Origin of the sequence: Pseudomonas frederiksbergensis, from assembly GCF_003732275.1 — a bacterium.
Lineage (GTDB): Bacteria > Pseudomonadota > Gammaproteobacteria > Pseudomonadales > Pseudomonadaceae > Aquipseudomonas > Aquipseudomonas frederiksbergensis_H.
In genome coordinates this window covers 517,018-539,808 of record NZ_MOBM01000038.1, presented here as the reverse complement: position 1 = coordinate 539,808, position 22,791 = coordinate 517,018, and the positions used below count along the sequence as shown (strand labels likewise).

The 22,791-nt window shown below is 60.0% G+C and carries 20 protein-coding genes and 1 pseudogene; 10 read left to right on the top strand and 11 right to left on the bottom strand.

Going from position 1 to position 22,791, the window contains the following annotated elements; genetic code table 11:
- Window positions 1-18 precede the first annotated feature (18 nt).
- Complete coding sequence (locus tag BK662_RS21725; protein ID WP_123359772.1) at window positions 19-1,311, bottom strand: MFS transporter; 1,293 nt, start codon at window positions 1,309-1,311, stop codon at window positions 19-21.
- Window positions 1,312-1,591: 280 nt separating this feature from the next.
- On the opposite strand from BK662_RS21725, the pseudogene BK662_RS21720 reads away from it, so the two are divergent.
- A pseudogene (locus tag BK662_RS21720) lies at window positions 1,592-1,943 on the top strand (FKBP-type peptidyl-prolyl cis-trans isomerase).
- 254 nt (window positions 1,944-2,197) lie between these two features.
- Here the strand turns inward: BK662_RS21720 and BK662_RS21715 are convergent.
- Window positions 2,198-2,533 carry a hypothetical protein gene (locus BK662_RS21715; RefSeq protein WP_259695950.1) on the bottom strand — a complete coding sequence of 112 codons (336 nt, stop codon included), beginning with the start codon at window positions 2,531-2,533 and terminating at the stop codon, window positions 2,198-2,200.
- 206 nt (window positions 2,534-2,739) lie between these two features.
- Window positions 2,740-3,861 carry a cytochrome P450 gene (locus tag BK662_RS21710; protein ID WP_123359771.1) on the bottom strand — a complete coding sequence of 374 codons (1,122 nt, stop codon included), beginning with the start codon at window positions 3,859-3,861 and terminating at the stop codon, window positions 2,740-2,742.
- Between the two features lie 81 nt (window positions 3,862-3,942).
- Between BK662_RS21710 and BK662_RS21705 the strand changes: the two genes are divergently transcribed.
- Window positions 3,943-4,707 (top strand): ArsR/SmtB family transcription factor, encoded by a 765-nt coding sequence (locus BK662_RS21705; RefSeq protein ID WP_123359770.1) that lies wholly within the window; start codon window positions 3,943-3,945, stop codon window positions 4,705-4,707.
- Here the strand turns inward: BK662_RS21705 and BK662_RS21700 are convergent.
- A complete protein-coding gene (locus tag BK662_RS21700) occupies window positions 4,704-5,312 on the bottom strand; it encodes a LysE family translocator (RefSeq protein ID WP_123359769.1) in 609 nt (202 codons plus the stop codon). The two genes, BK662_RS21705 and BK662_RS21700, sit on opposite strands and share 4 nt — an antisense overlap.
- 105 nt (window positions 5,313-5,417) lie before the next feature.
- Here BK662_RS21700 and BK662_RS21695 point away from each other — a divergent pair, with 105 nt between their 5' ends.
- The gene (locus BK662_RS21695; RefSeq protein ID WP_123359768.1) at window positions 5,418-6,344 is read left to right on the top strand and encodes a LysR substrate-binding domain-containing protein; all 927 of its coding nucleotides are present in this window, start codon (window positions 5,418-5,420) and stop codon (window positions 6,342-6,344) included.
- Here the strand turns inward: BK662_RS21695 and BK662_RS21690 are convergent.
- The 6 genes from BK662_RS21690 to BK662_RS21665 all read right to left on the bottom strand — a co-directional run bounded on the left by BK662_RS21690 (window position 6,334) and on the right by BK662_RS21665 (window position 13,082).
- Window positions 6,334-6,675, bottom strand: a complete 342-nt coding sequence (locus tag BK662_RS21690; RefSeq protein ID WP_123359767.1) for a hypothetical protein — start codon at window positions 6,673-6,675, stop codon at window positions 6,334-6,336. The two genes, BK662_RS21695 and BK662_RS21690, sit on opposite strands and share 11 nt — an antisense overlap.
- A gap of 134 nt (window positions 6,676-6,809) precedes the next feature.
- Window positions 6,810-7,829 carry a branched-chain amino acid aminotransferase gene (locus BK662_RS21685; protein WP_123359766.1) on the bottom strand — a complete coding sequence of 340 codons (1,020 nt, stop codon included), beginning with the start codon at window positions 7,827-7,829 and terminating at the stop codon, window positions 6,810-6,812.
- Between the two features lie 288 nt (window positions 7,830-8,117).
- On the bottom strand, window positions 8,118-9,500 hold the full coding sequence (lpdA, locus tag BK662_RS21680) for a dihydrolipoyl dehydrogenase (protein ID WP_123359765.1): 1,383 nt from the start codon (window positions 9,498-9,500) through the stop codon (window positions 8,118-8,120).
- A 17-nt stretch (window positions 9,501-9,517) separates the two neighbouring features.
- Complete coding sequence (locus BK662_RS21675) at window positions 9,518-10,786, bottom strand: dihydrolipoamide acetyltransferase family protein (RefSeq protein WP_123359764.1); 1,269 nt, start codon at window positions 10,784-10,786, stop codon at window positions 9,518-9,520.
- Window positions 10,787-11,845, bottom strand: coding sequence for an alpha-ketoacid dehydrogenase subunit beta (locus tag BK662_RS21670; RefSeq protein ID WP_007895121.1), 1,059 nt, complete (start codon window positions 11,843-11,845; stop codon window positions 10,787-10,789).
- Between the two features lies 1 nt (window position 11,846).
- Window positions 11,847-13,082, bottom strand: coding sequence for a 3-methyl-2-oxobutanoate dehydrogenase (2-methylpropanoyl-transferring) subunit alpha (locus BK662_RS21665; RefSeq protein ID WP_123359763.1), 1,236 nt, complete (start codon window positions 13,080-13,082; stop codon window positions 11,847-11,849).
- A gap of 185 nt (window positions 13,083-13,267) precedes the next feature.
- Between BK662_RS21665 and bkdR the strand changes: the two genes are divergently transcribed.
- Complete coding sequence (bkdR, locus tag BK662_RS21660) at window positions 13,268-13,756, top strand: Bkd operon transcriptional regulator BkdR (protein ID WP_017339472.1); 489 nt, start codon at window positions 13,268-13,270, stop codon at window positions 13,754-13,756.
- A 118-nt stretch (window positions 13,757-13,874) separates the two neighbouring features.
- On the opposite strand, the gene BK662_RS21655 is transcribed toward bkdR, so the two are convergent.
- Window positions 13,875-14,738, bottom strand: a complete 864-nt coding sequence (locus BK662_RS21655; protein WP_123359762.1) for an MBL fold metallo-hydrolase — start codon at window positions 14,736-14,738, stop codon at window positions 13,875-13,877.
- 104 nt (window positions 14,739-14,842) lie between these two features.
- Here BK662_RS21655 and BK662_RS21650 point away from each other — a divergent pair, with 104 nt between their 5' ends.
- From BK662_RS21650 to nahK, 6 genes are all read left to right on the top strand, one after another.
- Entirely contained in the window at window positions 14,843-15,178 is a 336-nt protein-coding gene (locus BK662_RS21650; RefSeq protein WP_032830345.1) for an ArsR/SmtB family transcription factor, read from the top strand.
- A 174-nt stretch (window positions 15,179-15,352) separates the two neighbouring features.
- Window positions 15,353-16,597: an NAD(P)/FAD-dependent oxidoreductase gene (locus BK662_RS21640; RefSeq protein WP_123359761.1), complete on the top strand. Its 1,245-nt coding sequence runs from the start codon at window positions 15,353-15,355 to the stop codon at window positions 16,595-16,597.
- Between the two features lie 9 nt (window positions 16,598-16,606).
- Complete coding sequence (locus BK662_RS21635; protein WP_123359760.1) at window positions 16,607-17,413, top strand: sulfite exporter TauE/SafE family protein; 807 nt, start codon at window positions 16,607-16,609, stop codon at window positions 17,411-17,413.
- A gap of 209 nt (window positions 17,414-17,622) precedes the next feature.
- Window positions 17,623-18,807: a porin gene (locus BK662_RS21630; protein WP_008005357.1), complete on the top strand. Its 1,185-nt coding sequence runs from the start codon at window positions 17,623-17,625 to the stop codon at window positions 18,805-18,807.
- A 257-nt stretch (window positions 18,808-19,064) separates the two neighbouring features.
- Window positions 19,065-20,228, top strand: coding sequence for a nitric oxide-sensing protein NosP (gene nosP / locus BK662_RS21625; RefSeq protein ID WP_123359759.1), 1,164 nt, complete (start codon window positions 19,065-19,067; stop codon window positions 20,226-20,228).
- Window positions 20,197-22,791 carry a hybrid sensor histidine kinase/response regulator NahK/ErcS' gene (gene nahK, locus BK662_RS21620; RefSeq protein WP_123359758.1) on the top strand — a complete coding sequence of 865 codons (2,595 nt, stop codon included), beginning with the start codon at window positions 20,197-20,199 and terminating at the stop codon, window positions 22,789-22,791. The genes nosP and nahK overlap by 32 nt, the downstream gene beginning before the upstream one ends.

The window sequence follows — 22,791 nt, the reverse complement described above, 5'->3', positions numbered from 1 at the left end:
GCAGTTAGAGGTCGGGGTTTACGACACGGCCGGTTGCAGGCGGCCAGAGGCACGGCGATAGAGAAACAGCGTTGCGCACAAGGCACAGAGTGCGGCGAAACTCATCCAGTACCCGGGTGCAGCCTTGTCGCCGGTGTACTGGATCAGGAAGGTCGATATCGCCGGTGTGAAACCGCCAAACACCGCCGTCGCCAGGCTATAAGCCAAAGAGAAACCTGCAACCCGAACCTCGACCGGCATGATTTCCGTGAGCGCGGCGATCATCGCGCCGTTGTACAAGCCATAAATGAACGACAGCCACAGCAGCACCAACAGCATGTTGATGAAACTCGGTGCTTGCACCAGATAGGTCAGCGCAGGGTAGGCGGTGGCCAACGTCAGCAACGCCATGGCGATCAGTACCGGGCGACGACCGATGCGATCCGACAGTGCGCCGCCAATCGGCAGCCAGAAAAAGTTCGAAACCCCCACCAGCAAGGTCACCAACAGCGCATCGGAGGTACTCAGGTGCAGCACGGTTTTGCCGAAGGTCGGCGCGTACACGGTGATCAGATAGAACGCGGTAGTGGTCAGGGCGACCATCATCATTCCGGCGAACACGATGACCCAGTTCTGCGCCAGGGTGCGGAACACCTCGGCCATGCCAGGCCGATGTTTACGAGCGGCAAACTCTTCGGTTTCTTCCAGGTTACGGCGCAGGAAGAAGATGAATGGCACGATCATGCAGCCGACGAAAAACGGAATCCGCCAGCCCCAATCGGCAATCATCGTCGGCGCCATCCATTGGTTCAGACCATAGCCCAAAGCCGCCGCGATGATGATCGCCACCTGCTGGCTCGCTGATTGCCAACTGGTGAAGAAGCCTTTGTTGCCGGGAGTGGCGATCTCCGCGAGGTACACCGATACACCGCCCATTTCCGCACCGGCCGAGAAGCCTTGCAGCAATCGGCCGATCAGCACGATGGCCGGAGCGAACAGCCCGATGGTGTCGTAACCGGGCACCAGCACAATCAGAATCGTACCGCTGGCCATGATCGACAGGGTGACGATCAACCCCTTGCGTCGCCCCACATCATCGATGTAAGCGCCCAGCACCACGGCGCCCAACGGGCGCATCAGGAAGCCTGCGCCAAACACCGCGAAGGTCATCATCAGGGACGCGAACTCGCTGCTGGCGGGGAAAAACACGGCAGCGATCTGCGTGGCATAAAAGCCGAAAAGGAAGAAATCGAATTGTTCGAGGAAGTTGCCCGAGGTCACCCGGAAAATCGAACTGGCCCGGGAGCGACCGGAATGGATTGATGCTGTCATTGACGTGTACTCCACCGCTTTTATGACGTGCACTGCCTGGACGCGGTGCACGGTTCTTATTAGGGCGGATAGTGGAGCAGGGCCATCGATATGTTAATTGCATAGTTGGCATGCATTGATGCGTTGAGCGGATCAATGCATGCGTAAGCATCGAGGTGGTGGGTATCTTAGATCACGGCCACTGCCGGAGACAGGCCGAAACGGTTGCCAACAGCCTGTATTTCTGGGAAAACGGCGCCCATGAAGCTTGTTCGGGCAAGCGCACACTAGAGTGAATGTAATGAATGATGAATTGCAGGTAATCGACCTTGAAGTGGGCGACGGCAAAGCGGCTGTCAAAGGCGCGCTGATCACCACCCAATATCGGGGTTGGCTGGAAGATGGCACTGAATTCGATTCTTCCTACAGTCGGGGTAAACCGTTTCAGTGCGTGATTGGCACGGGGCGGGTGATCAAGGGCTGGGATCAAGGGCTGGGATCAAGGGATCATGGGCATGCAGGTTGGCGGTAAACGCAAGCTGCTGGTGCCGGCGCATCTGGCTTATGGCGAGCGAACGATGGGCGCGATTACACCGAATTCGAATCTGATTTTCGAGATTGAATTGCTGGAAGTGCTGACGCGTGATGATTGATGGCTGTGTGAGTTGAAACGACAAACCCCGCCATTTCTTCTTACAGAGATGGCGGGTTTTTGGCTTTTTTGTGGCGAGAGGGGCTTGTCTTGATGACTGTCCGTTTAGTGTTGGCGGCCCCAAAAGATCGCAGCCTGCGGCAGCTCCTACGGATTTGTGTACGGCTTCGATTCCATGGGTGTACCCGGTCGGCGTAGGAGCTGCCGAAGGCTGCGATCTTGGCGATCCCAAGTGTCCTTTTGCTAAACGGTAAGTCAGGTGTATGCCTCAATATCATCAAGGGTGTCCGCCACAGTCCCTTCCAGTGAGGGGAATCTTTCCTTCACCTTTTCAAGAGCCGGGCGTACAGCACCCAAGTCCAGACCACCCTGTCTGCGGGCTATGTGACCGAGCGCGGTGATGGCAGCTGCTGCAACCGATTCGGATTCACCCTCGAGATACTTCAGGCAGGTGTTCTGAGCCCAAACCCTGTCTTGCTCATTCAGCCCGATAGAAATCAATGCGGCGGCAACGTTGGTTTCTAAGTCGCTCGCTAGAAGTCTCGTCGCTTCCTCGTGGCTCATTGTTGGATCTTGGTAGAGGAGGCTCACTTTGTAACTCCATTCTGTGGCTGGTTCACGGTCAGTTCACCCGCGATGTAGCCTATTGCGCAAGTCAAAAGTAATGCGTTGTTTGTCAGGCCGCCTTCGCGAGCAAGCCCGCTCCCACAGGGGATTTGTGTCGATCACAAATGTTGTGAACATCGACGATCAAGTGTGGGAGCGGGCTTGCTCGCGAAGAACGATGACGCGGTCTGTCAGGTATTCGGCAGGTCGGTGAACAAAGGAATCCGCCCATTCAGGGAAGGGCGATAGTGCCAGGCCAAACGGTCCAAAGCAGGTTTCATCGCCAGGATCTCAGTCAGCGTGGCGCTGGCAATGCTCATGGCTAACACCTGCCCCGGACATTGATGACGCCCCGCGCCGAAAGTGAAACTGCGACGGTTCGGGCGATCGGGCAAAAACGCATCGGGATCCTCATTAAGCTGCGGATCGCGATTGGCTGAGGCCAGCAGCACCAGAATAACGTCGCCGGGGTTCAGGTTTATGCCGTCGATTTCACACGGCTCGGCGACGAAACGGCGGGTGTTTTGCACCGATGGGTCGAAGCGCTGGACTTCAGCGATCAAGTCATCAACTTGAGCCGAATCCAGCTGTGGGTTTCGGATTAACGCTAATAGCGCATTACCGATCAGCCCGGCAGTGGCTTCATGGGTCTGGGAGAAAAGGCCGATCAAATTGGCGATCAAGATTTCAGAATCGGTCGATGTTGCCGCGAAGCGCTGCCGGATACCGGCGAGCAGGGCACTTCGGTTGCTCGGGTCGTCCAGAAGCCCGATGAAATAACCCTTCAGTTGTTCCGCCGCGACATGGGCGGTGTCCAGCTGCGCTTGGTCGCTGAGGGGCGACAGGCAGGCGACGAAGTCGGCGGTCAGCTCGCTGATGGCCCGGCCCTGAGCTGGAGAAAACCCCAGCAACGCCGCCACTACGCAGACCGGCCCGCGAAACATCGCCGCGTACAACCCGTCGGCGCCCGGGGTAATCAACCGAGCGCCGACCAACGCATTGACCTCGTTCACGTCAATCAACGCCAGCCCCGGCTCAATCGCCGCCCTCGGGCAACGCTGCCGTGCGCCCTCGTTCATCCGCATCAACTGACCGAACACCTTGCCGGCCATGCCTTGAGCAATGCCCTTGGGCACCGGTTCATGGGGAGGCCGCACATGACAATCCGGATGCGCCAGCACGGCCGCGACGGATCGCGCGCTGCTGGCCACCCACAGTTTCAGTCCTTGATGAAAAGCCAGTCCGCCCTCGGTGCGCAATTGCGCGTAGTAAGGGTAGGGATCGGCGTGAGTCGCAGCGATGATCGGGTCCATGGGTCGCAGCCTTATCGGTGGTTGAAAAGTGTTGCTACTATCTCCAGTCCGAAAGGGCCTTGATTCGTCCAGGAGCGAAATATGAACGTAGAACAACACGACATTGGCGTCTCTCAAGTGGCGGCAGCGATTGCCGAACCGGCCCGGACGAAAATCCTCTGTTCGCTGATGGACGGCCACGCCCGCACCAGCACCGAACTGGCGGCGGTTGCCGAAGTCAGCGCCTCGACCGCAAGTGCTCATCTGGCCAAGCTCAAGGAGCTGGCGCTGGTGCGTTTGCACATTCAGGGCCGTCACCGCTATTACAGCCTCGCGGACAAGCGCGTGGCCCAGGCCCTGGAAGCGCTGATGGTAATCGGCCAGAACGCGGCGCCGACGTTCAATCCGCGCACCCCCGACCGCCTGCAATTCGCCCGCACTTGCTACGACCACATGGCCGGTACGTTGGCGGTGTTGCTGCATGACCGGATGATCGAAGCGGGGTGGTTGCTGGAAACCGATGAGCAGGCTTATCGACTGAGCGACAGCGGTGAAGCGTTGTTCGAAGGGTTGGGGATCGACGTCAAAGACCTCGGCACCTTGCGCCGCCGCTTCGCCTGCCCGTGTCTGGACTGGAGCATGCGTCGGCCGCATTTGGGCGGCGCCTTGGGCGCGGCATTGCTGCAAACGGCGATCAAACGCAAATGGGTGACGCAGGATCTGGACAGCCGGGCGCTGGCGTTGACGGCGGTGGGGCGCAAGGAACTCAGTAGCCGGTTCGCCGTTGAGCTGCCGGTTCAGGCGACAACAGCACAACCCGCGGCCACTGAGAGCAGGCGCCGCGCGATTGCCAGTCCTGTGGCTTAGCGACTCGACGAGGCCATGAGCACGCCAAAGCCGGCGAAGGTCACGCCCGAGACTTTCGCCGCCAGCCAGGAACCCTTCGGGCTCGACAACCAGCCTTTGGCGGCATTGGCGAGCAAGGCATAGCTGCCATGCACCAGAATCACCAATACGCCGTAGGAAGCGACCAGTTTGATGAACTGGGTGTAGAAGTGCGCCGAGGTATCGATGAATTGCGGAAACACCGCCAGAAAGAAAAACACCGCCTTGGGGTTCAAAAGCTGCATCGAAGCCGCTTCAAGGAAGCGATAGCCAGGGCTTGAGGGGCGCGTTTCAAGCAGCGTACTGAAACGATCCGAGCGCCAGCTTTTGTAACCCAGGTACAACAAATAGGCGGCCCCTGCGTATTTCAACGCGGTAAAGGCGTTTGCGGAGGTGCTGAGTATCAGACCCACACTGGTGGCACTGATGGCGGCGACAACGAACGCCCCCGACGCGATCCCCAGAATGCCCGGCACTGCGCCCGTCCAGCCGTGACGCACTGCGTTGGACAGGGTCAGGACCACGCCAGGCCCCGGGCTCAAAATGGTCAGGGTGGCGAAAAGTATAAAGAGTCCATAGCTGTTCATGTCGTGCTCCGTCAGGTGGCGCTGGCTGCGTGCTGGCAGAGTGGCGTGACGACGAGGGCGTGACAAACGCTTTAATTAAAGCGCATAGGTGACTAAATTAGACGCATGAAAAATCAACTACCGCCGCTTAATGCTGTTCGCGCCTTCGCCATCGCTGCTCGTCATCAGAGCTTCAGGCTGGCGGCCGAAGAGTTGCATGTGAGCCACAGTGCCGTCAGCCGGCACATCAAATTGCTCGAGGAATACCTGGGCGTGCTGCTGTTCGAGCGGCGCATCCGGCAATCGGTGCTGACGCCGGCCGGCCAGCGCTTTTATGAGCAAGTCAGCGCCGGGCTGGCGCAGATAGCCAACGCCGCCGCTGCGCTCAAGCAACATGCCTCGCTGCCTACCGTGAAGATCAATGTCCGTCCGTCCTTTGCCGTGCTTTGGCTGACGCCCAGGCTGGGGGATTTCATTGCGCAGCACCCGGACATCAAGCCGCAGGTGATCACGCAAACCCAGGCGCCCGATCAGGCACGCGACGGGTTCGATATCGTCATTCGCCGTGGTCGTGACGATTGGGCGCCGGAGATTGAGGCGCGAGCGCTGTTCGAAGACGAACTCTTACTGGTCGCGGCGCCATCGCTGATCGAGCGCCTGCCACTTGAAGACCTCACTTCGCTGAGCCGGCACACGTTACTGACCGCCAAGGCACGTCGTGAAGACTGGCACCATTGGGCGATGCACTTTGGTCAAAGTCTGTCAGCTACTCAGGTCACCCGGCAGTTTGATCACATGCACATGGTGCTTCAGGCTGCCGTGGAGGGACAGGGCATAGCCTTGTGCCCGACCTCTTTGCTGGGCACCCATCTTTTGAGCGGAGACCTGACCTGCCCGTTGCCCGAGTTGCGTATGCCGTTGCCGCGTTATTACTACGGTGTTGCGCCGGACGTGACGGCGCAGACACGGGTGTTTGTGGAGTGGTTGTTTGCCCGGATTGCTCAGGATGAGCAGCGTTGGAAAACACCTCGTGCTGTGACCGCTACGCTCTGAAAACCCAGACAATCTCCACCACGCGGACTGCCAAGATCAGGTAAATCAGAAACAAGATAATCTGAAATGCCGTGTGATACGGCAACTTGGACAGCCGGCGCAGACCGTCACTGACACTCAGCAACATCAGCATCGCTGACACCAAAATCAGCCCCCAACCCGCCAGATTCGAAGCGAGCAACCCCATGAACAGGTGATGCTCGCGATCCAGTACGTTGGTGCCTGCAGCGAACAGAAGGGCGCACACCAGCAGGTTTTTGATGTTGTCGAACACTTGCGTGGTGAAATCGGTGTCCAGCAAGGCCAGATACTTTCGCCAGAGTTTTCCCATGGTTTTAGTGGCACCTGTTGATGGCTGTTGCACGTGGCAAGTCTAGTGACGTTTCCACGAAACGCAGACGAAAAAAAGCCCGGCCTTCAATGTGATGGCCGGGCTTTTGTGTTCAAACGGGCAGTCGCGTCAAATCAAACTTTGACGATCCAGCCCGCTGGCGCTTCGACGTCGCCGGTCTGTACACCGGTCAGCTCTTTGTAGAGCTTCTGGGTGACCGGGCCGACTTCGGTTTCGCTATGGAACACGTGCAGCTTGTCGTTGTAGCTGATACCGCCGATCGGGGTGATCACGGCGGCAGTACCGCAAGCACCGGCTTCCTTGAAGTCGGACAGCTTGTCGATGAACACGTCACCTTCGATCACTTCCAGGCCCAGACGGGTTTTGGCCAGCTCGATCAACGACAGACGAGTGATGCCCGGCAACACCGAAGGGGAATTCGGGGTGACGAACTTGTTGTCGTGGGTGATCCCGAAGAAGTTGGCCGAGCCGACTTCTTCGATTTTGGTGTGCGTCAGCGGGTCCAGGTAGATGCAGTCGGCGAAATGCGCCTTCTTGGCCTGGGAGCCCGGCATCAGGCTGGCGGCGTAGTTGCCACCGACCTTGGCCGCGCCGGTGCCTTGTGGGGCAGCACGGTCGTAGCTGGAGATGAGGAAGTTGTGCGGGGTCAAACCGCCCTTGAAGTAGGCGCCGACCGGGATGCAGAAGATCGAGAAGATGAACTCGGGCGCGGTACGCACGCCGATGTTGTCACCCACGCCGATCACGAACGGGCGCAGGTACAGCGCGCCGCCGGTGCCGTAAGGCGGGATGAAACGCTCGTTGGCGCGCACCACTTCCTTGCACGCTTCGACGAACTGCTCGGTAGACACCTGCGGCATCAGCAGGCGCGCGCAGCTGCGTTGCATGCGTGCGGCGTTCTGGTCCGGGCGGAACAGGTTGATCGAACCGTCCTTGCAGCGGTAGGCCTTCAGGCCTTCGAAGCACTGCTGGCCATAGTGAAGGGCAGTGGAGCCTTCGCTGATGTGCAGCACGTTGTCTTCGGTCAGGGTGCCTTTGTCCCACTCGCCATTACGCCAGTGCGACAGATATCGCTTGTCTGTCTTGATGTAGTCAAAACCCAGCTTGTCCCAATTGATGCTTTCGTTACCCATGACACCCTCTATCACTTAACAACCGCCGAAACGGTTCAAGGCTTCTGACATTTTTCTGGATGGGGACAACAATACTTCATTCCGGGCCCATTTCGCAGCCCGGACTATCGGCTCGCTCATTAAATTTGCTGCCGATTATTCATTGTTCGAAACCCTGTGGCGAGGGAGCTTGCTCCCGCTCGGCTGCGAAGCAGTCGTAAATCCAGACAACGCGGTGTGCCTGAAAGTCAGCAAGGGGCCGCTTCGCAGCCCAGCGGGAGCAAGCTCCCTCGCCACAGTTGATCGCGTTTACAGGTGCAACGCATGCCCCAAAGCACGCAACGCCGCTTCCTGCACCGCCTCACCGAGCGTCGGATGCGCGTGGATGGTGCCGGCGATGTCTTCCAGTCGGGCGCCCATTTCCAGGCTTTGACCGAACGCCGTCGACAACTCCGACACGCCCACACCCACCGCCTGCCAACCAACAATCACATGATTGTCACGGCGCGCCACGACCCGCACAAAGCCGCTTTTCGACTCCAGCGTCATCGCCCGGCCATTGGCGGCGAACGGGAAACTCGAAACGATGCAGTCCAGTCCCGCAGCCTTGGCCTCGTCCGGTGTCTTGCCGACCACCACCAGTTCCGGGTCGGTGAAGCACACGGCGGCGATGGCGGTCGGGTTGAATTCGCGGTGTTTACCGCTGATCAGCTCGGCAACCATTTCACCCTGAGCCATGGCCCGGTGGGCGAGCATCGGTTCGCCGCTCAAGTCGCCGATGGCGTAGACATTGCGCATGCTGGTCTGGCAACGGTTGTCGATCTTGATCGCCGAACCGCTCATCTCCAGATTCAAGGCTTCGAGATTCCAGCCCTGAGTGTTGGGTTTGCGACCGACGGCCACCAGCACCTGATCGGTTGCAAGATTCAGGATGTCGCCGTTAGGGTCACGAACTTGTAGAGTATTTCTTTGTGAATCAAAGCCTTCGACGCTGTGTTTCAAGTAAAGCTTCACGTCGAGTTGCTTAAGCGCTTCGTGTACGGGATGGGTCAGTTCGGCATCGTAGGCCGGCAGGATACGATCCTGCGCCTCGACCACACTGACCTCGGCGCCGAGTTTGCGATAGGCAATCCCCAGCTCCAGACCGATGTAACCGCCACCGACCACGACCAGCCGTTTCGGCACGCTTTTCGGCGCCAGGGCTTCGGTGGAGGAGATGATCGGCCCGCCAATCGGCAGCATTGGCAGGTTCACGCTTTTCGAACCGGTGGCCAGCACCAGGTGCTCGCACTGAATGCGCGTGTCGCCGACATCGACGGTTTTGCCATCGATCACTTTGGCCCAGCCTTGAATGACCTGGACCTTGTGCTTCTTCAACAGCGCCGAGACGCCGGTGGTCAGACGATCAACGATACCGTCCTTCCACTCGACGCTCTTGCCGATGTCCAGGGTCGGTGTCGACACGCTGATGCCCAGCGCCGAGTATTGGCTGTGGTGTTGCGTCTGATGGAACTGTTCGGCGACGTGAATCAATGCCTTCGATGGAATGCAGCCGATGTTCAGGCAGGTGCCGCCCAACGATTCGCCTTCCACCAGAATGGTCGAAATGCCCAGCTGACCGGCACGGATCGCCGTCACATAGCCGCCAGGGCCGCCGCCGATGATCAGCAGCGTGGTGTTCAAAGTTTGCATGCCTGCTCCACTAATAATTAGTCCACAAACAGGGTGGCGGGTTGTTCGAGCAAGCCACGAACGGCCTGGATGAATTGCGCCGCGTCCATGCCATCGACCACGCGGTGATCGAAGGAGCTGGAGAGGTTCATCATCTTGCGAATCACGATCTGGCCTTTGACGACCATCGGCCGTTCGACGATTTTGTTCACGCCGACGATTGCCACTTCCGGCAGGTTCAGCACCGGGGTGCTGACGATGCCGCCCAGGGCGCCGAGGCTAGTCAGGGTGATGGTCGAACCGGACAGCTCATCGCGGCTGGCCTTGCCAGTGCGCGCGGCGGTGGCCAAACGGGAGATTTCCGCGGCGCTGTCCCACAGGCTGCGAGTTTCGGCATGACGCACAACCGGCACCATCAAACCGATGTCGGCTTGGGTGGCGACGCCCACATGCACCGCGCCGAGGCGGGTGATGACTTGCGCTTCGTCGTCGTAGCGGGCGTTGATCTGCGGAAAGTCGCGCAGAGCCACAACCAGCGCGCGGACCAGGAACGGTAGCAAGGTCAGCTTGCCGCGGGTCGCGCCGTGTTTTTCGTTCAGGTGTGCGCGCAGTTCTTCCACGGCAGTGACGTCGATTTCTTCGACGTAGCTGAAGTGGGCAGCACGCTGGGTGGCGTCTTGCATGCGCTGGGCGATCTTGCGGCGCATGCCGATCACCGGGATTTGCTCTTCGTCGTTGCGCTGGGCGTACGCGGCGGTGGCGGTCGATGCATTCGACTGACCCTGAGCCAGCCAGGCTTCGAGGTCTTCGTGCAGCACCCGACCGGCAGGGCCGCTGCCACGCACCAGACGCAATTGAATGCCGAGGTCCAGGGCATGTTTGCGCACGGCCGGGGAGGCCAGCGGGCGTTCATCGGCCTCGCGAGCAACCATCGGGCCTTGGCACGCGGCGGCCGGGCGAGGCGCCGCAACCGGTTTGCTTTCAACAACGGCTTCAACTTTCGGCGCTGCAACGGGTGCTTCTTTAACCGCTACTGGCTGGGCCGACTCTTTAACGTTGCCCGTGCCTTCAACTTCAATGCTGATCAAGATGCTGCCAACCGCCATGACTTCGCCAGGCTGTCCGCCCAGCGAAATCACCTTGCCATGCACCGGGGATGGAATGTCGACCATCGCCTTGTCGGTCATGACATCGGCCAGCACCTGATCCTCGACGACCATGTCGCCAACCTTGACGTGCCACTGAGACAGTTCAACTTCTGCAATGCCTTCGCCAATGTCCGGCATTTTAATAACGTGCGTGCCCATTCAGACCTCCATAACCCGATGCAAAGCCGCGCCCACTCGGGACGGACCAGGGAAATACGCCCACTCTTGCGCATGCGGGTAGGGGGTGTCCCAACCGGTGACGCGTTCGATCGGCGCTTCCAGGTAGTGGAAGCAATGCTCTTGCACCAAGGCGACCAGTTCGGCGCCGAAACCGCAGGTGCGGGTCGCTTCGTGAACAATCACGCAACGGCCGGTTTTCTTCACCGACTTGACGATGGTGTCCAGGTCCAGCGGCCACAGGCTGCGCAGGTCGATGACTTCGGCGTCGATACCGGTTTCTTCAGCCGCCACTTGCGACACATAAACCGTGGTGCCGTAGGTCAGGATGGTCACGTCTTTGCCCGGACGAGCGATGGCGGCGACGTCCAGCGGCACGGTGTAGTAACCGTCCGGTACTTGCGCGGCGGGGTGTTTCGACCATGGCGTTACCGGACGGTCGTGGTGACCATCGAACGGGCCGTTGTACAGACGTTTTGGTTCGAGGAAGATCACCGGGTCATCGTTTTCGATGGAGGCGATCAGCAAGCCTTTGGCGTCGTAAGGGTTGGACGGCATGACCGTGCGCAAACCGCAAACCTGGGTGAACATCGCCTCGATGCTCTGGCTGTGGGTCTGGCCACCATAGATGCCGCCGCCGCATGGCATGCGCAGGGTCATCGGCGCGGTGAACTCACCGGCCGAGCGATAACGCAGGCGTGCCGCTTCGGAAATGATCTGGTCCGACGCCGGGTAGACGTAATCGGCGAACTGGATCTCGGCCACCGGCCGCAAACCGTAAGCGCCCATGCCCACGGCGACGCCGACGATGCCGCTTTCGGAGATCGGCGCATCGAATACCCGGGAGGTGCCGTATTTGTTCTGCAGGCCTTCGGTGCAACGGAACACGCCGCCGAAATAACCGACGTCCTGGCCGAACACCACGACGTTATCGTCACGCTCAAGCATCACATCCATGGCCGAGCGCAGGGCCTGGATCATGGTCATGGTGGTCGTGGTCATGGCGGTTTCCAACTCGATTTTATTGTTGTGATCGTTCATGTCAGATCCCCAACTCTTGACGCTGGCGCTTCAAGTGCTCCGGCATCTCTTTGTAGACGTCTTCGAACATGGTCGCGGCGCTTGGAATCTGGCCGCCGGCGAGGGTGCCGTACTGCTCGGCTTCTTTCTGTGCGGCGATCACTTCGGCTTCCAGTTCGGCGCTGACGGCGACGTGTTCCTCTTCGGACCACTGACCGACTTTGATCAGGTGCTGCTTGAGGCGGGCAATCGGGTCGCCCAACGGGAAGTGGCTCCAGTCGTCGGCAGGACGGTATTTGGACGGATCGTCGGACGTCGAGTGCGGGCCGGCGCGGTAGGTGACCCATTCGATCATGGTCGGGCCGAGGTTGCGGCGCGCGCGTTCGGCGGCCCAGGCAGAGGCGGCGTACACCGCGACAAAATCGTTGCCATCGACCCGCAGGGAGGCGATGCCGCAACCGACGCCGCGACCGGCGAAGGTGGTGGCTTCACCGCCGGCAATCGCCTGGAACGTCGAGATCGCCCACTGGTTGTTGACCACGTTGAGGATCACCGGCGCACGGTAGACGTGGGCGAAGGTGAGGGCGGTATGGAAGTCCGATTCTGCGGTAGCGCCGTCGCCGATCCAGGCCGAGGCGATTTTGGTGTCACCCTTGATCGCCGAGGCCATGCCCCAGCCCACGCCCTGAACGAATTGAGTGGCGAGGTTGCCGGAAATGGTGAAGAAGCCGGCGTCTTTGACCGAGTACATGATCGGCAGCTGACGGCCTTTGAGCGGATCGCGCTCGTTGGACAGCAGTTGGCAGATCAGGTCGACCAGTGGCACTTCGCGGGCCATCAGGATGCTTTGTTGACGGTAGGTGGGGAAGCACATGTCGTCGATGTTCAAGGCCAGGGCCTGGGCGCTGCCGATGGCTTCTTCGCCAAGGCTTTGCATGTAGAACGACATTTTTTTCTGACGCTGGGCGACCACCATGCGGTTGTCGAAAATCCGCGTCTTGAGCATGGCGCGCATGCCTTTACGCAGGATCTCGACTGGCACGCCTTCAGCCCATGGGCCGAGGGCATTGCCCTGGTCGTCGAGCACGCGAATCAGGCCTTTGGCCAGATCAGCCGTGTCCGCCGGTTCAACGTCGATTGGGGGTTTGCGCACCAGGCCTGCGTCAGTCAGATGCAGGTAGGAGAAGTCGGTTTTGCAGCCGGGGCGGCCCGAAGGTTCGGGAACGTGCAGGCGCAGCGGTTCGTACGCTTGGTTCATGGCTTCTACGCTCGATCTTGTGAATTTCTTGTAGTGAGCTGGCAGTCATTCTTCGGTAAAAGAATTCTTGTCCTACAACAATCATAGGCCGGCCCAAGAAGAATATTTCTCTCTGTTTCGTTGCGCTTGCGGTCATTTGAGGATAAAAATTCTGCATAAACATAAAAAGCAGGTGGTTTTGTCTCATGCGCAAACTGGACCGTACCGATATCGGCATTCTCAACAGCCTTCAGGAGAACGCGCGCATCACCAACGCCGACCTCGCGCGCTCGGTGAACCTGTCGCCGACGCCGTGCTTCAACCGGGTCAAGGCGATGGAAGAATTAGGACTGATTCGTGAGCAAGTGACCCTGCTGGATGCCGACCTGCTGGGGCTGCATGTGAATGTGTTCATTCACGTCAGCCTGGAGAAACAGGTGGAGGAGGCGTTGCAGCATTTCGAAGAGGCGATCTCGGATCGCCCGGAAGTGATGGAGTGCTATTTGATGGCCGGCGACCCGGACTACCTGATCCGCGTGCTGGTGCCGACCATTCAGTCGCTGGAACGCTTCATGATGGATTTTCTGACCAAAGTGCCGGGGGTGGCGAACATCCGTTCGAGCTTTGCGCTCAAGCAGGTGAGGTATAAGACGGCGCTGCCGTTGCCGGCGAACGGGTTGACGTTGGCCAATTGAAAATCAAAAGATCGCAGCCTTCGGCAGCTCCTACGGCGGGGGTTGGGTACACCCATTACATTGAGGTTGCATACGATCAATGTAGGAGCTGGCGAAGCCTGCGATCTTTTGATCTGATTTACAGCTTATTAATCGGGATCTTCAGGTAAGTCACGCCATTCTCTTCCGCCGGCGGCAAATTCCCCGCCCGCACATTCACTTGAATCGCTGGCAGCAACAACGTCGGCATGCATAACCCGGCATCGCGCCGGGTACGCATGGCGACGAAGGCGGCCTCATCAATGCCATCGTGAATATGAATGTTGCTTTTGCGCTGCTCACCCACCGTGCTCTGGCATTGCGGAGCGCGGCCCGTGGGCGGGTAATCGTGGCAGACGTAAAGCCGCACGCTGGCGGGAAAAGCCAACAGTTTCTGGATCGAGGCAAACATCTGGTTGGCGTTGCCACCGGGGAAGTCGCAGCGCGCCGTGCCGACATCCGGCATGAACAACGTATCGCCCACCAGAATCACATCGCCGTCGATCAAATAGGCCATGTCCGCCGGGGTATGCCCGGGCACATGCAGGGCCGTGGCCTTGAGGTTGCCGATCCGGAATGACTCGTCCGGCGCGAACAGGTGATCGAACTGTGAACCATCGACGCTAAATCCCGGCTCCAGATTGAACAGCGTCTTGAACACCCCCTGAACCTTGCTGATCGACTCACCAATCGCAATCTTGCCGCCCAGTTCCCGACGCAGATAAGGCGCGGCGGACAGGTGATCGGCATGGGCGTGGGTTTCCAGCAGCCATTGCACCTGCAACTGGTGTTCGCGTACGAAGGCGATGATCTTGTCGGCCTGGACGGTCGCGGTGCGCCCGGCGGCGGGGTCGTAATCCAGCACCGGATCGACAATCGCGCAGTGCCCGCCATCGTGTTCGTAGATCACGTAGCTGTAGGTCTTTGATGCGGGGTCGAGGAAGGCTTCAATCAACGCAGACATGGGGACGAACCTGTGGAAAGGGGCGAGAGCACAGTAACCGGTTGCAACACTTTATGTTTAAACATAATGTCCGCAGCTTAAGTGACGTCGAAGGCATCCTGCAAATGCAATCCAGTCTGACCGAATGTGAAGTCGCCCAGCTCCGGGCCTCGGCCTCCAAGGCTTGCGCGCTGCTCAAAGCCCTGGCCAACGAGGACCGCTTGCTGATTCTCTGCCAATTGACCCAGGGCGAGCGCAACGTCGGCGAGCTGGAGAAAATGACCGGCGTGCGCCAGCCCACACTGTCCCAACAGCTGGGCATCCTGCGCGACGAAGGATTGGTAGTCACCCGTCGTGAAGGCAAGTACATATTCTATGGTTTAGCCAGTCACGAAGTGATTCAGGTGATGAAGACACTGTCCGGCCTGTACTGCGGAGCGGTGCTGAAAAGCTGGGGCTGAACCTGATGCCGGTCAGTTAAGCGCAATCCATGTGGGAGCGGGCTTGCTCGCGAAGGCGGTGGCACAGTCAATAATGATGTCGCCTGACACACCGCTTTCGCGAGCAAGCCCGCTCCCACAGGTTCCGCGACTTAATGAACCTGGCGCCATGCATGCAATAACAAGGAATGAATGATGAACGATCAACACTGGGGCCCATCCATCAGTGCCGACATCGTGGTAATAGGCGGCGGGACCGCCGGCATTGGCCTGGTGGCCAGCCTGCTGAAACGCGATCCGGGCTTGAACATCACTGTTATCGAACCCGATAGCCGGCACTACTACCAACCGGCGTGGACGCTGGTGGGCGGCGGTGCTTACGCGGTGAAAAACACCGCGCGCCCGATGTCCTCAGTGATGCCGCGTCAGGCCACTTGGTTGCAGGCGTCCGTGACTGATATCGCCCCGGACAGCAAACAGCTGACCCTCAACGATGGCCGCACCGTCAGTTACCAGAACCTCGTTGTCTGCCCGGGGTTGTGCCTGGCCTGGGAGAAAATCGAAGGCTTGCAGGACACCCTCGGCCAGAACGGCGTGACTTCCAATTACAGCTATCGGCACGCGGCCTACACTTGGGAACTGGTCCAGGGATTGCGCGGCGGCAAAGCGATCTTCACCCAGCCAGCGATGCCGATCAAATGCGCTGGTGCGCCGCAGAAAGCCTTGTACTTGTCCTGCGATCACTGGCGTAAAACAGGGGTTCTGAACAAATTCGACGTCGAGTTCAATCTGGCCGGCGCAGCGTTGTTCGGCGTGGCGACATTCGTGCCGCCGCTCATGAAGTACATGGAAAAGTACAACGCCCGGCTGGCCTTCAATTCCAATCTGGTCAAGGTTGACGGACCGTCGAAAACCGCGTGGTTCGAGGTCAGGGACGCTGCAGGTGTTGTGACCGTAGAAGAAAAAACCTTCGACCTGCTGCACGTCGTGCCGCCTCAGGTCTCGCCGGATTTCATCCGCCAGAGCCCGTTGGCCGACGCCGCTGGCTGGTGCGAAGTGAACCCGCACAGCCTGCAACACGTACGCTATACAGACGTCTTTGCCTTGGGCGATGTCTGTTCCACCAGCAACGCGAAAACTGCTGCCGCCGCGCGCAAGCAGATCGTGGTGGTGGCGCAAAACCTGCTGGCCCTGCGCAAGCAACAGCCGTTGCCACTCAAGTACGACGGCTACGGTTCCTGCCCGCTGACGGTGGAGAAGGGCAAGGTGATCCTCGCCGAGTTCGGTTACGCCGGTAAATTGCTGCCGACCTTTCCCCTCGACCCGATCGTGCCGCGTCGTTCAGCCTGGTTTCTCAAGGCGACCCTGCTGCCATGGTTCTACTGGAATGGCCTGCTCAAGGGCCGTGAATGGCTGACCCATCTGTCCAAGGTTGACTGAGAGAACTCTATGTTGCTGGCCAGTTTTTTCGGTGTGGTCATGGGCCTGGTGCTCGGTTTGACCGGTGCCGGTGGCGGTATTCTTGCGGTGCCGGCCCTGGTGCTGGGGCTGGGATTGACCATGACCCAAGCGGCGCCCGTCGCCTTGTTCGCGGTGGGCAGTGCGGCGGCGATCGGTGCGATCGACGGTTTGCGCCATGGCCTGGTGCGCTATCGCGCGGCGTTGTTGATTGCACTGCTGGGCGCGGTGTTTTCGCCGGTGGGCATCTACTTCGCCCATCAGTTGCCGGAAAAGATCCTGATGATTCTGTTCAGTCTGCTGATGGTCATGGTGGCCTGGCGGATGCTGCGCCGGGAAAAGCCCGACGATGGCCCGAGCGATCACGGGCATGCCAACTGGGGCCAGAAGAACTGCATGCTCGATCAGCAGACCGGGCGTTTTTCCTGGACCGCCAAATGCACCGCAACCCTGGCGGTACTCGGCGCGGTGACCGGTGTGGTCTCGGGGCTGCTCGGTGTTGGCGGCGGCTTTCTGATTGTGCCGGCGTTCAAGCAACTGACCGACGTGCAGATGCGCGGCATCGTCGCTACTTCGTTGATGGTGATCAGTCTGATCTCGGTGATTGGGGTGATCGGCGCGTTTCATGCCGGGGTGCGGATCGATGGTTTGGGCGTGTCGTTCATTGTCGCCAGCATCGTCGGGATGATCCTCGGTCGAAAACTCTGCGCACGGGTACCGGCCCGAGGGCTGCAGATCGGCTTCGCCAGCGTCTGCGTGGTGACCGCCGTTTACATGCTGTTTAGAGCGCTCGCCTAGCGGACACCGGTTCCTGTGGACGCCAGTCGGGTCCACAGGCGTACACCCTAAGTTCCGGGCCTGGCCGGCGGGCGGTCTTACACCGAATTTGCCGCGCGCCACCGGCCAATCCAAAGCAGCTGACAACCGCCCCCAAGGCAGCGTATGACGCCGCCGGTCCACTTTCGATAATCGCCTCCGACATCAAGTCCCCCGTTGCGGAGCGCGTCATGCACAACAATAAGAACTTCAAGCATCGTTTCTTGCCGGCCTTCATCGCCAGCCTGTCCTCCCTGGGCCTGAGCTCAATGGCCGAGGCCGAGATCATGCTGTACGACAAGGACCAGACCACGTTCTCCACGGATGGCTACATCAACGCCTTCTACGTGAACAGCGACGTGGACCGGGCCGGCGAGCAGTACGACCGGCGCCAGGCGCGGGTGAAGATGGGATTCCTGCCCAACTACCTGGGCTTCAACATGGGCAAACAAGTCGATGACCTCAAGCTCGGCGCCCGCGCCTCGTTCTGGGTGACCATCAACGACAGCGAAACCAACGGCACCGACACCGCCATCGACGTGCGGCAGTTCTACGGCACGGTGGCCAATCCAGAGTGGGGCGAGGTGCTGATCGGCAAGGACTTCGGCCTGTTTGCCCGCTCCAACATCCTGCTCGATGAATTGCTCGCCGGTTATGGTCAGGTCAGCGATACGTTGGGCCTGGTGGACGGCGGCGGGGTGTCGTTCGGCAACATCGGCAGCGGTTATCCGTACCCGTTCCCGACGTCGCAGATTACCTATCGCACCCCGGTGATGGATGGCTTGCGGGTGGCGGTCGGGATCATGGACCCGGTCGACACCAACGACAGCAGCGCGACGGGCAAGGCGTATCAGGAGAACCCGCGCACCGAGAGCGAGATCACCTATCAGTTCGACGTCGGCGGGGCGAAGATTTACAGCTGGCTCAACGGCAGCTACCAGACTTCGGACAACACCGACTCCAGCGTCGAGTCCGTCACCTCCAAAGGCGTCGGCTACGGCGTGCAGGCGAAGATGGGCGGGCTGTCGCTGACCGGCTCCGGTTTCCAGGCCAAGGGCATCAACCCGTTCTTCACCAACAACGCCGGCGAACCGACCTTGCGCAACGTCGACAGCGACGGTTACTTGTTGCAGGGCTCCTACAAACTCGGCAAAAACCGCCTGGCACTGTCTTACGGCAAGACCGAGGACGACGGCAACGGCGTGGTCGGCAGCGGCGCCGATTACGAGACCCGCGGCATTGCGCTGTTCCATGACGTCAACGACAACCTGAAGCTGGTGGCCGAGTACAACCAGTTCGAAATCAACGGCCATGACACCAGCGCTCAGAATGAAGACACCGATACGTTTGCAGTGGGGGCGGTGTTGACTTGGTAACTCCGTAATCGGCACAACGCAGATCCAATGTGGGAGCGAGCCTGCTCGCGATGAGGGCCTAATATTCAGCGAATATGTTGAATGTAAGTCCGCCATCGCGAGCAGGCTCGCTCCCACAGGGGATCTGCAGTGTCTTATAGATTCTGAAAGCCCTCTCATCCCATCGAACCACCCACCCACTACCCAAGTAGCATTCGCCGCCGCCCGCAGGCTTCGTACACTCGTGCCTCATACAGGCGCACCGGCGAGGGGCGAGGATGGAGCAGGTTCAGAACGACGGTGTGGTCAGTGCCATGTCCCAGGCCACCGACGCCCAGCAAGCGGCTCAGGATCTGGCGCGACAACTCTTGCACCCGCATTTGGGCTTCGTGCTGTTCTTCTGCTCCGCCGAGTACGACTTGCAGGCGCTGGGGCAGGCGTTGCAACAGAGCTTCGGCGGCATTCGTCTGGTGGGCTGCACCAGTGCCGGAGAAATCACCCCCCAAGGCTATGGCCGCAGCTGCGTGACGGCGGTGGGCTTCGATCATCGGCACTTTTCCATCTCCACCGAACTGATCGACGAAATGGAACATTTCAGCCTGATCGATGCCCAGCAAATGGTCGAGCGACTGGTCAGTGGCTGTCGCAGCAACACCCTGGCGCCAATCAAGGGCAACAGCTTTGCCCTGACCCTGCTCGATGGCTTGTCCAGCCGTGAAGAAATGGTTCTCGCTGCCCTGAGTGCGGCGTTGGGCGACATTCCGCATTTTGGCGGTTCGGCCGGCGACGACAACTACCTGACCCACACCCACGTGTATTTCGGCGGCGAGTTTCACAGCGGCGCGGCGGTGGTGGTGTTGGTCAATACCTGGCTGGACTTCGAAGTCTTCACCACCCACCACATCCTGCCCAGGGCCGAGAAACTGGTGGTCACCGCTGCCGACAGCGCCTCACGCCGGGTGTTCGAACTCAACGCCGAACCGGCCGCCGAAGAGTACGCCCGGCACATCGGCGTGGCGGTGGCCGACCTCGATTACCGGATCTTTGCCGCGCACCCGTTGGCGGTGCGAATCAACGATCAGTATTACGTGCGGGCGATCCAGCAGGTTCATCCGGACCTGAGCCTGAGTTTCTACTGTGCGGTGGAAAACGGCATCGTCCTCACCGTCATGACCCCCGGCCCCATGCTGCCGAATCTGCAAAACCTGTTCGACGGTTTGCAGGAGCGTCTCGGCGACCTGTTGCTGACCATCGGCTGCGACTGTTTTCTCAGGCGTCTGGAACTGGAAGACGGCGGCCGTCTCGAGCAGATCGGCGCATTTTTGCGGGATCAGCGGGTGATGGGTTTCAACACCTACGGAGAACAGTTCAATGGCATGCACATCAACCAGACCTTCACCGGGGTTGCCATTGCCCGAGGCCGCTCCCCTGGACAGCGCTGACCTTCAGGCGCAGATCGCCAGCCTGCGGCGCGAAAACCACAAACTGCAGCGCATTAATGGCGCGCTGATCGAGCGCATCGAATCCGGCATCACCCGGGGCAACGACCCGTATGCGGCGTTCCAGCATTCGGTGGTGCTGGCCGAGCAGGTGCGTGAGCGCACCGACGCCCTGAACCAGGCCATGGCCGAACTCAAGGCCGGCAATCATTTGCTCAGCGAGGCACGACTGCGGGCCGAAACTGCCCATCAACACTTGATCGACGCCATCGAAAGCATTTCCGACGCCTTTGTATTGTTCGATGCCGAGCAGCGGATCGTGCTGTTCAACAGCCGTTTCAAGGCGTTTTGGGGCAACAGCCGGGTGCGGATCAACGCCGGCATGCGCTTGCGCGAGGTCAAACGGCTGATGACCGCGACCGGACTGTTCAGCGAAGAACCCCGCGGGCACGCCGACGAAAACCTGCTCTATCGCCTGCACAACGGGCGCTGGCTGCAAGTCAGCGAACGGCCGACTCAGGAAGGCGGGCGGGTGATCCTGTTCACTGACATTACCGACGTCAAACTCAGCGAAACCCTGCGCCGCGAACAGGCCGTGGCGCAGAAGTCGCATTTGTTGCAGCGGGCGGTCGACAACCTGTCCCAAGGGGTGGCGATGGTCAACGCCGAGGGCATTCTGGAACTGTGGAACCGGCGCTTCCTGGAACTCAGCGGTCTGGCCCCGGTGGCGGCCCATCGGCCGTTCGCCGAAGTGATTGCCGACAGCGAACTGAACCTGCTGACCCCGGCCAGTCGCGACCCGAACGGGCGGCACGTGCAGGAGTGCGAGCAGCGCCTCTACGATGGCCGGGTGCTGGAAATCCGCACCCATCCGTTGCCCACCGGCGGTTTCGTCAACACCTTCACCGACATCACCGAACGCTACCAGCACGCCGAAGCACTCAGCGAAAGCGAGCGCTGGATTCGCCTGATCACGGACCACGTGCCGGCGCTGATCGCCTACCTGAACGCCGATCTGGTCTATGAATTCACTAACAAAGTCTACGAAGAATGGTACTGCTGGCCCCGGGGCGTGATGCTCGGGCAGAGCCTGCGCGAAGTTCACAGTGAACAGCATTATCAGCGCCTGGAAGCCTACGTGGCCCGGGCCCTGACCGGCGAGAGCGTGACGTTCGAGTTTGCCGAAACCAACATCAATAATCAGGAGCGCTACATGCTGCGCTCCTACGTGCCCAATCGCCTGGCCACCGGGGAAGTGGTGGGGATTTTCGTGTTGATCCGCGACATCACCGAGCGCCGCCGCACCGCCGAAGCGCTGCATCAGGCCTATCAGAACCTTGAATTGCGGGTGCGTGAACGTACCACCGAACTGACCACCCTCAATGACCAATTGCTGCGCGAAATCGACGAGCGTCGCCGCGTGGAGTCACGCTTGCGCGAGGCCAAGCTCGAGGCCGAGCAGGCCAACCTGTCGAAGACCAAATTTCTCGCGGCGGTCAGTCACGACCTGCTGCAACCGCTGAATGCTGCGCGGTTGTTTACCAGTGCCTTGCTGGAGCGCCGGGAGCCGGTGGCCAACGAGATTCTGGTGCGCAACGTCAGCAATTCCCTGGAGGACGTGGAAAACCTGCTGGGCACCCTGGTGGATATTTCCAAACTCGATGCCGGAGTGATCAAGGCTGACATTGCGCCATTTGCCCTGAGCGAATTGCTGGAAAACCTCGCCGCCGAATACACCCAAGTGGCCCGCAGCGAAGGCCTCGAGCTGCATTTCATTCCGTGTTCGGCGCTGGTGCGCAGCGACATTCAGTTGCTCGCGCGGATCCTGCGCAACCTGCTGAGCAATGCCATTCGCTACACCTACAGCGGGCGAGTGGTGCTCGGCTGCCGGCGTCATCATCAGCGGCTGACCATCGAAGTCTGGGACAGCGGCATGGGCATTGCTGAAAACCGTCTGGAGGAGATTTTTCAGGAGTTCAAACGCGGTGACGTACAGCGTCCGGATCAGGATCGCGGCTTGGGGCTGGGTCTGGCGATTGTGGAGAAAATCGCGCGCATTCTTGGCCACCGGATTCATGTGCGTTCGTGGCCGGACAAGGGCTCGATGTTTTCCGTCGAAGTGCCGTTGAGTGCCACGGCGCCGAAGGCGTTGCCGAACCTGCTGATGAGTGAACCGATGCTCGAGCGCCTGCGCGGCGCACGGGTGTGGGTGCTGGACAACGACGCGGCCATTTGCGCGGGGATGCGCACCTTGCTCGAAGGTTGGGGTTGCCGGGTAATCACGGCGTTGTCGGAGGAGGACCTGGCGCGGCAAGTGGATAATTACCACGACGAAGCTGACCTGCTGATTGCCGACTATCACCTGGATGACGAGAAGAATGGTGTCGACGCCGTGGCCCGCATCAACGCCCGTCGCGCTTCAGCGATCCCGGCGATGATGATCACCGCCAACTACAGCAACGAACTCAAACAGCAGATCCGCGAACTGGGCCACACCCTGATGCACAAACCGGTGCGGCCGATGAAACTCAAGACGGCGATGAGTCATTTGCTGGGTCGGCCTTGA